This is a genomic window from Nonomuraea sp. NPDC003214 (genome assembly GCF_053590035.1).
In genome coordinates this window covers 56,536-65,903 of the sequence record NZ_JBSFSX010000027.1, presented here as the reverse complement: position 1 = coordinate 65,903, position 9,368 = coordinate 56,536, and the positions used below count along the sequence as shown (strand labels likewise).

The window sequence follows — 9,368 nt, the reverse complement described above, 5'->3', positions numbered from 1 at the left end:
GACGAGTTCGAGGCCATCTACTACGCTCACCACCATCCCCACGAAGCCCTAGCAATCAACCGCTGAGGTCTCCACCAAAGCCGGGGCGATTCAGGCCGGGCGACCGCCACGGTCCAATACCTGTCGGGGTCTCCGGAGTTCATCACCCGATCGACAGGGTCTGGTCCGGTGTTGTTCGACTGCCCGCCGCCGGATATCCCCACGCCCTCGCCGGCGATGACGGTCGTCAACCCGGGCACCCAGAACACGTTCCTCCCGGACCGTGTGTCGCTGCAGATGCAGGCCACCGGCGGGAGCGGGTCCTACACCTGGTCGGCGACCGGTCTGCCGCCCGGGCTTACCATCGACTCGACGACTGGCTTGATCAGCGGCACGCCCCGTGTAGGAAGCTACAACGTCACGGTCACGGCCGTCGGCGGCGGCCAGGCAAGCACCACCTTCAGCTGGCGCGTCCGGCGCGATGCCCCCTGCCCCACCTGCTGATCTTCTGCCTCCAACGCAAACTCTGCCGGAAGAGCGACGGCGCGCATTGTCTGCGGTCCCGGGTCGGTCCTTCTCTCCGATCCCGCTCGGTGCGGGTAGGAACTGGCATGGACCGGCGGGATCGCCGCGCTGATCCTGCTCGCCGTCGCACTCTCCGCAGCATTTCTTCCTGCTGGGCCACATGCACGCCGTCCTGGCCTGCCTCCTGGAAGCCGCGGTACGGCCTCCGGGGAGGGCCGGACCGGATGTTGGCTCTATGGGGGCCCAGCTGCCGTCGTTCGCCTGCGTCAGCAGGTCAGCGATCGTAGGGGGGGTGATGCTCGCTAGGCACGGTCGATGAGCACCTGGACGCCGTCGAGGATGCGATCGAGGCCGAAGCCGAGTGGATCGAGCTCGGTGGAGGTGAACGCGCCGTCGGCGATCGCCTTGGTCAGGGCGGGGAAACGATCGCTGTGGCGGTTGAGTAGCTCGCTGGTCAGGTGGCCCCATTCACGGTTGTGGTCCTCGTCGAAGTCGGCCCGTTGCTGGGCGAGGCTGCGTACCTGCCCGGCGACCAGAAGGAAGACCTGGTGGCGTTGGCCGGCGGTCAGGCCGGTCGGTTCCAGGGCGGCCAGTGCGGCGTCCATCCAGGCGAGCTGGTGGGGGCCCATGATCTGCCGGCGCATGGCGGTGGCGGCCAGCAGCCAGGGATGGGCCTGGTAGACCGCCCACTGGAGGCGGCCCACGCGGAAAGCCGAGCTCGCCAGCCGGAGCCGGCGGCCGGCAGGTCGGGAGGTTCGGCGAGGACGGCTTCGACCATCAACTCGACGAGTTCGGTCTTGCCGGGCACGTAGCGGTACAGGGCCATGGCCGAGACGCCGAATTCGGCGGCGACCCTGTTCATCGAGACGGCCTCCAGCCCGTACGGCATCGAGGAGTCCGGATTCGCCCGCATCGGCGGCATCGACCAATGGATCTCCATCCGCGGCGAAGACCACCGCAACCCGGTGATCCTGGAACTCCACGGCGGCCCCCCGGCGCCACCAACCTGATCTTCGCCTCGCGCACCCGTGCCTGGGAGCGGCACTTCACCATCGTGCGGTGGGACATGCGCGGCGCAGGCAAGACCTTCGCTCGTGGCGGCCCCGACGGGCAGGGCGACCTGAGTTTGCAGCGACTCGAGCGCGACGCCCTGGAGGTCACCCAGCACATCCGTGCCCGGCTCGGCGTCGACAAAGTCGTGCTGCTCGCCTGCTCCTTCGGCTCCTTCGTCGGGCTGCGCCTGGCCCGCAACCACCCGGAGCTGTACTCCGCCTACGTCGGCACCGACCAGAACATCAACGCCGGCGGCCGCGACCACACCGCCTACCGCGCGCTACTGGACCGGCTCGGCACGGCCGGCAAGCGCAAGGAACTGGCCGCCGTCACCGCGATGGGCCCGGACAAGTCGGCCTGGAGCGCCGAGGACTGGTCACAGTACGACAAGCACACCGTCGGCTCCGACCCGCTCACCTTCGACACCATCAAGACCGTCGTGGTCGGCTCCCTGCTGGCGAGCTGCCCGCCTACACCAAGGCCATGAGCTTCTCCCAGCAGCGTCGCACCCGAGTCCGCGATCATCGACGAATGGGCTGAAGGCACCACGTTCGCCATCCCGTTCTTCCTCTTCCAGGGCGAGCGCGACGTCATCACCCCGCCCGAGCCGGTCCGGCGGTTCTTCAACGAGGTCACCGCCCCGGTCAAGGACTTCGCCCTCATCCAGGACGCGAGCCACTTCGCCTTCTTCCGCCGCCCCGACCAATTCCTCGACCTGATGCTCACCAAGGTCCGGCCCCTGCTCACCAGCCAACCGATCCCCTGGTGAAGCGCCACAGCCCTTGACCATCACCAACCCGTCGGACCGGCGACTGGATATCGGAGCCGCTGCTCGAGTCGCTGCGAACGCGATCTGGCTCTGCCACGAACGCATCGCGCCGGCGCAGCCCGTGATGCACCGGAGCCGACTGCGCCAGCGCTACCGTGAGGGCTTCCTGGGCTGCTACGCCTTCTCCCGCGTCGATGTGGGCGGGGGCTGCCGGGGATGACGAGCTTGGCCGCGATCTCCGGGCGGCCGCGCTCACGCGCGGAGGCCTGGCCCTCCAGCGACTTCTCCCGGATGTACTCGCGCTTCTGAGAACACACAGAGCCACCGTGGCTACGAGAAGCCGGCGGCCTTCGCGCTCGCCCCGCCGCACGCCATCGGCCGGTACCAGGCCCTGTTCGGGATGGGCATGACCGCGTTGGAGTTCCTCCGCCCGGCTCGCCGAGCGGCGGGCCACCCTGGTCAACGCCCGGGGGGCGGATCAGCGGCCGTGATAGTGCGGTAGATCGAGCGGCGGCACCGGGAAGCCGCCTGCGGTCGGCTCTTCGCCGAGCTCCTCGAACTCGGCGTCGACCTGTGCCTTTCTGGCTTCCCTTCGCCGCTGGCCGACGGTGTCGAACCGCATCCAGATGGCCAGTACGCCGACGACGATGACGGCCCCGAGCGCGATGGAGACGGTCCCCGGGCTCTGCGTGATCGTCCGGACGGCGGCGACGAGGAGGATCCAGCCCAGGTTGACCGGGATGAGGACCTTCCACCCCAAGGACATGAGCTGGTCGTAGCGCACCCGGGGCAGCGAGGCGCGGACCCAGATGACGAAGCAGAACGTCAGCGCGAACTTGATGAAGAACCAGAGCATCGGCCACCAGCCCTCGTTCGCGCCCGCCCACAGCGAGATCGGGAACGGCGCCCGCCAGCCACCCAGGAACAGGGTGACCGCGATGCCGGAGGCGGTGAACGTGTGCAGGTACTCGCCCATCATGATCAGAGCGAACTTCAGCGACGAGGAGTACTCGGTCTGGAACCCGCCGACCAGCTCGCCCTCACCCTCGGGCAGGTCGAACGGAATCCGCGCCGCCTCACCGAACATGCAGAACACGTACACCAGGAACGACGGCAGCAGCATGACGCCGTACCACAGCGTCGTCTGCGCGTTCACGATCTCCGAGGTCGACAGCGTCCCGGCGAAGATGAAGACGGCCACGAACGACAGGCCCATCGCGATCTCGTACGAGACGACCTGCGCCGCCGACCGCAAACCACCGAGCAGCGCGTACGGCGAGCGCGACGACCACCCGGCCAGCACCACCCCGTACAGCGAGATGGCCCCCATCGCCAGCATGAACAACACCGCGACTGGCAGATCGACCAGCTGCAACGGCGTCTGGTGCCCGAACATCCACACCTTCGGCCCGAACGGCACGATCGAGAACGCCACGAACGCCGGAACCACCATGATGACCGGAGCCAGCAGATACAGCACCTTGTCCACGGTGTTGGGGAGAAGATCCTCCTTCAACCCCATCTTGATCGCATCCGCCACCGACTGCAGGATCCCGAAGGGTCCCGCCCGGTTGGGTCCGATGCGGTTCTGCATCCTGGAGATGAGCTTGCGCTCGAACCAGACCCCGAACACGACCCCCAGCGACAGGAAGAGGAACAGGAACACCGCCTTGACGATGGTGATCCCCAGCGGATCCCTGCCGAAGTCGGCGAGTGTGGCTCCCATGACGTGCTGCCCCTTCCCGTCCCGGCGCGCCGTTCGGCCGGGAGCGGAAGGTCACGCTATTCGGCGAGCCGCCCGGTGTCTTGAACGAATGCGAACAGCTGCGCGGGCGTCAGCCGCGACATCGCCCTGACCTCCCGGCTGAGATGCGGCTGGTCGGCGAAACCGCAGCTCAGGGCCGCGTCCAGGGTGGCTGACGGGCGGCGCCAGCTGTCCACGGTCCGCTGGAAGCGGGCGATCCGGGCGACGGTCTTGGGTGACAAACCCACCACTCTGCGGAATCCGAGCTCGACGTACCGCCTGCTGACACCGAGTTCGGCGGCGAGGCCCGCGATCGTGCGCGGGCAGTCCGGGGCCTGCAGCCGCCACCAGGCGCGCATGATCAGGTGGTCGCGTTCCGGGCCGGGGCGCAGCCACGCCGTCAGCCGCTCCCACAGCAGGGCGAAGCGCTCATCCCAGCTCGCTGACTCGCCCAGCCGCTCCGCCAGCTCCTCGGCCCGGACTCCGAGGAGGTCAGCGAGCGGCACGGTCGCCCCGGCCACTTCCCGGACCGGCGCGCCCGTCAGCGCGGACATCCCGGCGGGGGTGAGCCCGACCGCCATCCCGTGACGCCACGGCGTGTGGACCGCGAACGTCGCGGTGGCACGCGGGCCGGTGACGATCGGGCTCATGCCGGTGAAGTCGACGATCAAGGTGGCCGCGTTGAGCGGCAGCATCCGCGCGTCTTCCGCCGTCCGCGTCCGGAACCCCGCCGCCCCCAGCGCGTACGGGCGCAGGTGCGGCGGCGACCGCCGCGCGATCATCTCGTACGGCTCGGCCTGCCTCAGCGCGGGCACCGAGTGGATCATGCCGTGGCCGGCAGGAGCATGGCGCGTGCCTGACGTGCGTCAGACACGTTCTGAATCCTTCATGTGCCCAGCATGCCTGACACTCCAACAGCACCGAAGATGGGCCCACGGGGCATGGCGCGCGGGTTGCGTCCACGGAAGTGGTGTACGAGTTTGACCTGGTCAACAGGCGTGGCGTCTGCGACAGGCGCTGTTACGTTGCTGAGTGCCGATGAGGTGGAGAGGCTGACGGCTGCCAGGTCGGCCAGCCGCATCCGCAGACTCGCGCCCACCGAAGACCGCGCACACTTCAGCGGGGATGGGCACTCACGCAGGTCGGTCAGCCGTTCGGCAGCATAGGTCGTTTCCCGTGCGACAAGTGATCGTTTCCCAGGCTGTCCGGCCTTGAGGCGGCAGCCTGGAGAACGAAGACCCCAGCGGCGCGATTCGCGGTCTTGACCCTTCCACACCGGCAAGGGGGCATCACCCCGGAGGTTGTGCGGGTTTCGTCGCGATTTCGTGCACTTGGGGGTTACGGCACCGCGGTGCTGTCATGATCTCGATGGCACCTCACTGATGGGATCCGTGATGTCGGTTCGCTCACTCATGCTGGTGGCCGCTTCGCTCTGCACGGGCGGCTTCGCGGCTCTGGTGTACTTCCATGACTCCGATCTGGTGCTCTTGAGGGAACATCTGAATCATCCGTTCGCGCTCGGTGCGCTGGCCTGCCTCCTGATGGCGTGGGCCGCTGCCGGGCTGCGGTGGAGGTGGCTACGCGTCCTGATCGCCGTCCTGGCCGGGCTGGGCGCGAGCGGTGCGCTGTTCGTAGGGTTGATCGCCCTTGCGTTCTCCTCTACCGAGGAGATCGGCTTCGTTGACGGGCCGGATCCGTACCAGATCCGGCTCCAGCGGTCGCTGGCGGGTCTCGGGCCGGACGCGGTGACATGGCTCAGCGTCCGAAGAGACGACGGGTTGTTCAGCAGGGAGTGGCATCTGGGCTGTTTCAACGATGACGTGCCCGACGACGCCTTCGACTCGGTCACATGGACGGGGCCGAGTTCGGTTGAGATCCGGGTGGCTGACGGGCGGATATTCCCCGTGGCTTTGGATCCCGTGTCGGGCCGGCCCCAGGCCCACCCCGCCCTCAATTGTTAACAGCTCCGACGAGCCGGGTTCATCGCCTCAAGGCGGCGCACAGGGGGGTTGTCGAGCCATCCGGCGGGTCAGTTGTGCTGGGTGGTTGAAGGACCGATTGCAGAGGTGTCTCTTCACGCCACCGATCTCTGCACTCAGCCTCCTCGAAGGCCCGTACATGACGAAGGCCCGGAGGAATGCCCCCGGGCCGCAGGTGATCAGGCGGCTACCGGGTCAGCACCATCAGCGTGAAGAAACCGGTGTACGTGCAGTAGTAGGACAGGTAGGCGCCGCTGCTCCTCAGCGCCTTGCCCTTGGCTACGCACTTGGCCTCGGACGAGTAGTCGCCGTACTTGATCCAGGTGGAGGCGGCCGAGGTGACCGACGCGGTCGTGGCACCGGCGGGCGCCGCCAGCGCGAATCCCGTCGTCGTAGCCAGAGCGACCGCCGCGAACGAGGTCGCGGCGGCGCGGGTGAGCTTGGTGGACATGAAGCATCCCTTCGGGGGGTCGGGCAGCTACGCAGCGGAATAGTAGATCATTTCCGCCATGACCATGATCATAATCATGTGCCCGGCATGCGGCTCCCACCGCCCCGCGTTTGCGGTCCTCGCGCCCAAGTGGAATCACGCTGTCCCGGCCGCTACCCGTCGTCGGCGGCGAGCTGAACCTCGACCGACAACGGCTCATCGGAGCTCCGGGAGAACGGTATTTCCTCTGCTGCGACGGAGGCATACCACGCCAACGCGATCGAGGGGCCGAAACGCGCGCGCCTCGCCTCGCAGATCAGAATGCTCGGCACCAGAGGGCAAGCCCGCGCGGCGGCCGGAACGTCGATGGCCGGCTTGCCCCCGACCTTCAGCATCACCGGCGCGGAGCTGGTCAGAGGACTGCCCGACATGGCCGTCGCAGTGGGCCGGTGGGCCTTCGATCATCCGACGGAGACTCTCGCCCCCGCTCCATCAGGTCTTCGACGCCGAGCGATTCGTCGACAAGACCACCCGCCTCTCCGGCCCGCAACCCATAATCGGAAATGTACGGATGCTCGGCAGCCTCAGAGTCACCTGACCTGCACCGACGTCCCGCCGGGCGAGGGCCGGCCGGAAGAGACCGGGCTACGGGCGCCCTGGCCGGTCACCGTCGTCCGCCCCGGACAACGTCTTCCGCGGCATGAGTACGCGACTCCACCAGTGCCGGAGGCTCATCGAGGAGAGCACGATCACGGGGGTGGCGCGGACGCTCCCTGTCGCCGCTCAGCCCGAGGGAGCCGCTACGCGAAAGCCCATGCCGATCGCCGCCAGGTCCCGCTCGTAGGCGCCGTGCCGGCGGGCGCACCGGGCCAGGTCCCGGTCGTGGCGGAAGGCGCCGCCCCGGCTGATGTGCGGGTCGAAGGCCCAATCCTCGCTGCTCGGCACCTCCGCAGGAGCTCCCCGGTATGGGGCGTAGAGGGTGGCGGTCCACTCGTCGGCGTTGCCCGCCATGTCCAGCACGCCGTACGGGCTGGCGCCCTCGGGGAAGGAACCGACCGGCGTGGTGGTGCCGACGCCCAGGTCCACCAGATTGGCCAGGCCGGTGCGGTACTCGTCGCCCCAGGGGAACTCCCGGTCGTCGTCGCCGCGGGCGGCGCGCTCCCACTCGTCCTCGGTGGGCAGGCGTACGCCGAGACCGCCGAGTTGCCGCCCCAGCCACCGGCAGTACTCCGCCGCGTCCTTCCACGTGACGCCGATGACCGGGTGGTCCGCCGGCGCCTGCGGCACCGGCCTGCCGGTGGCCTGCGCGAAGCGCGTCCACTGGCCGGCGGTGACCTGGGTACGGGCGATCCGGAACGCCGGAATGTACAGCTCCGTGCGCGGGGCTTCCTTCCGGTACCACTCCACCGGAACCCCGGTGTCGGCGTAGCGGCGCGCCACCTCGTCCACCTCCTCGGCGGGCGTGCCCCGGAGCAGCCTTCCGGCCGGGATCTCGACCCAGTCCACCTGTTCCACCCGCAAGACTCCTCTGCCGCTCGCTCGAAGGGCTCCCATCATCGATCCGGCTCCCCGAACGCGCATCCGCCGATGGGCCCGTACCGACAGCGACCTTGGGCCTAGGACGTCCGTCCGCGCAGGTGAGGCCCGTAGTGCCGAGGACTGCGTCAGCTCACGGCCTTCCTGACGAGGTTGGTGATCGTCGTTGCGGCTTCGTCGCTCAGCTCGGTCACGGCGAAGGACGTGGGCCACAGGCCGCTGTCGTCGGCGAGGTCGGCGTCGGCGGTGAACCTGAAGGTGTCGAAGCGCTTGTGGTGACCGTCCGCCTGCGGAGTTCGAGGCGCCCCTACCATGCAGACAACGCCCCGGTTGTCCGCGAAACGCGGCGCGGTTCACTTAAGAACGGGCTGCGCATGGTGCTGATCTGTGGACCGTTCGAGCGTGGATACCGCCGTTCAGGAGCTGACCAGGTCGTGCGCGGCCTTGGCGAAGGCGCGGACCCGAGCGGTGGCGCCGTCGGTCCTCCACAGCAGGCCCCATCGCAGTGGCGGGGCGTCGCTGATGGGGATGTAGGCGACGTCGGGGCGTGCGTAGTAGCGCCTGGCCTGGGCGCCGACGGGGAAGGCGCCGTGGCCGGCGCCGATGAGGGTGAGCATCTCGTTGAACGTCGATGCCGAGGGGCCGGGGTCGATCGGCCGTCCCGCAGGAGTGGCGCGGGGAGTGCGGTCCTCTCGCAGCGAGGCCGGCAGGGTGTCCGGCAGCTGGAGGAGCTTCACCCTGGCGAGATCGTGGAGCGAGACCGACGTACGACGGGCGAACGGATGCTGGGACGGCACGGCGAGCATGCGCATTTCGGACACCAGCACCGGACCGGTGGCGATGCCCGGCTCGTCGATGGGGAACGTGCCCAGCGCAAGATCAACCTGGCCATCGCGCAGCCAGGGCATCAGGTCGACCATCTGCGCTTCGCGGAGCCGGACATCGCAGTCCGACAGGCGACGGCTGAACAACTCGGCAGCCCCGGCGAGCAACTGCCCGCCCGCCGCGCCTACGAAAGCCACCCTCAGGGTGCCGGTGAGGCCGCGCCCGGAGTCGATCGCGCGCGCGAACGCCGCGGCGATCTGGTCCCACGCGGGCCGGACTTCTTCGTACAGCTGCCGGCCAACTGCGGTCAGCTCCACTCGGCGGCTGGTGCGGGTGAACAACGGCACGCCAGTTCGGCGCTCCAGCTTGGCGATCGTTTGGCTGATCCGGGCGGTGGACACTCGCAGTCGCTCGGCGGTGCGGCCGAAGTGCAACTCCTCGGCCAGGGTCAAGAACGCCTCCAGCTCGTGGCGTTCCAGCATGTCACCCCCGATCGTTAACTTCAGCTTCACGATTCTTCCACAGGGC

Annotated in this window: 11 protein-coding genes; 3 read left to right on the top strand and 8 right to left on the bottom strand. The window is 68.7% G+C overall.

Annotated elements, in window-relative coordinates:
• Window positions 1–168: 168 nt before the first annotated feature.
• Window positions 169–483: an Ig domain-containing protein gene (locus tag ACWDXC_RS43150; protein WP_449992612.1), complete on the top strand. Its 315-nt coding sequence runs from the start codon at window positions 169–171 to the stop codon at window positions 481–483.
• A 323-nt stretch (window positions 484–806) separates the two neighbouring features.
• On the opposite strand, the gene ACWDXC_RS43145 is transcribed toward ACWDXC_RS43150, so the two are convergent.
• The gene (locus tag ACWDXC_RS43145; protein WP_449992609.1) at window positions 807–1,208 is read right to left on the bottom strand and encodes a TetR/AcrR family transcriptional regulator C-terminal domain-containing protein; all 402 of its coding nucleotides are present in this window, start codon (window positions 1,206–1,208) and stop codon (window positions 807–809) included.
• A gap of 224 nt (window positions 1,209–1,432) precedes the next feature.
• On the opposite strand from ACWDXC_RS43145, the gene ACWDXC_RS43140 reads away from it, so the two are divergent.
• Window positions 1,433–2,044, top strand: a complete 612-nt coding sequence (locus ACWDXC_RS43140) for an alpha/beta fold hydrolase (RefSeq protein ID WP_449992607.1) — start codon at window positions 1,433–1,435, stop codon at window positions 2,042–2,044.
• A gap of 760 nt (window positions 2,045–2,804) precedes the next feature.
• Here the strand turns inward: ACWDXC_RS43140 and nuoH are convergent.
• Both nuoH and ACWDXC_RS43130 read right to left on the bottom strand, forming a co-directional pair.
• Window positions 2,805–4,052, bottom strand: coding sequence for an NADH-quinone oxidoreductase subunit NuoH (nuoH, locus tag ACWDXC_RS43135; protein WP_449992604.1), 1,248 nt, complete (start codon window positions 4,050–4,052; stop codon window positions 2,805–2,807).
• 56 nt (window positions 4,053–4,108) lie between these two features.
• Window positions 4,109–4,885 carry a helix-turn-helix domain-containing protein gene (locus ACWDXC_RS43130; RefSeq protein ID WP_449992602.1) on the bottom strand — a complete coding sequence of 259 codons (777 nt, stop codon included), beginning with the start codon at window positions 4,883–4,885 and terminating at the stop codon, window positions 4,109–4,111.
• A 603-nt stretch (window positions 4,886–5,488) separates the two neighbouring features.
• Between ACWDXC_RS43130 and ACWDXC_RS43125 the strand changes: the two genes are divergently transcribed.
• Window positions 5,489–6,031, top strand: a complete 543-nt coding sequence (locus ACWDXC_RS43125) for a hypothetical protein (protein ID WP_449992599.1) — start codon at window positions 5,489–5,491, stop codon at window positions 6,029–6,031.
• A 205-nt stretch (window positions 6,032–6,236) separates the two neighbouring features.
• Here ACWDXC_RS43125 and ACWDXC_RS43120 read toward each other — a convergent pair whose 3' ends face one another.
• The 5 genes from ACWDXC_RS43120 to ACWDXC_RS43100 form a co-directional block, all read right to left on the bottom strand.
• On the bottom strand, window positions 6,237–6,500 hold the full coding sequence (locus tag ACWDXC_RS43120; RefSeq protein WP_449992596.1) for a hypothetical protein: 264 nt from the start codon (window positions 6,498–6,500) through the stop codon (window positions 6,237–6,239).
• A gap of 152 nt (window positions 6,501–6,652) precedes the next feature.
• Entirely contained in the window at window positions 6,653–6,877 is a 225-nt protein-coding gene (locus tag ACWDXC_RS43115) for a hypothetical protein (RefSeq protein ID WP_449992595.1), read from the bottom strand.
• Window positions 6,878–7,262: 385 nt separating this feature from the next.
• Window positions 7,263–7,994 carry a formylglycine-generating enzyme family protein gene (locus ACWDXC_RS43110; RefSeq protein WP_449992592.1) on the bottom strand — a complete coding sequence of 244 codons (732 nt, stop codon included), beginning with the start codon at window positions 7,992–7,994 and terminating at the stop codon, window positions 7,263–7,265.
• Between the two features lie 149 nt (window positions 7,995–8,143).
• Window positions 8,144–8,329, bottom strand: coding sequence for a hypothetical protein (locus ACWDXC_RS43105; protein WP_449992590.1), 186 nt, complete (start codon window positions 8,327–8,329; stop codon window positions 8,144–8,146).
• A 102-nt stretch (window positions 8,330–8,431) separates the two neighbouring features.
• Window positions 8,432–9,352: a LysR family transcriptional regulator gene (locus ACWDXC_RS43100; protein ID WP_449992587.1), complete on the bottom strand. Its 921-nt coding sequence runs from the start codon at window positions 9,350–9,352 to the stop codon at window positions 8,432–8,434.
• Window positions 9,353–9,368 lie beyond the last annotated feature (16 nt).

Bases quoted from the DNA above. Each gene is read 5' to 3' on its own strand.
- ACWDXC_RS43105 (WP_449992590.1), bottom strand. From the start codon at position 8,329: ATGGTAGGGGCGCCTCGAACTCCGCAGGCGGACGGTCACCACAAGCGC.
- ACWDXC_RS43140 (WP_449992607.1), top strand. From the start codon at position 1,433: ATGGATCTCCATCCGCGGCGAAGACCACCGCAACCCGGTGATCCTGGA.
- ACWDXC_RS43120 (WP_449992596.1), bottom strand. From the start codon at position 6,500: ATGTCCACCAAGCTCACCCGCGCCGCCGCGACCTCGTTCGCGGCGGTC.
- nuoH (WP_449992604.1), bottom strand. From the start codon at position 4,052: ATGGGAGCCACACTCGCCGACTTCGGCAGGGATCCGCTGGGGATCACC.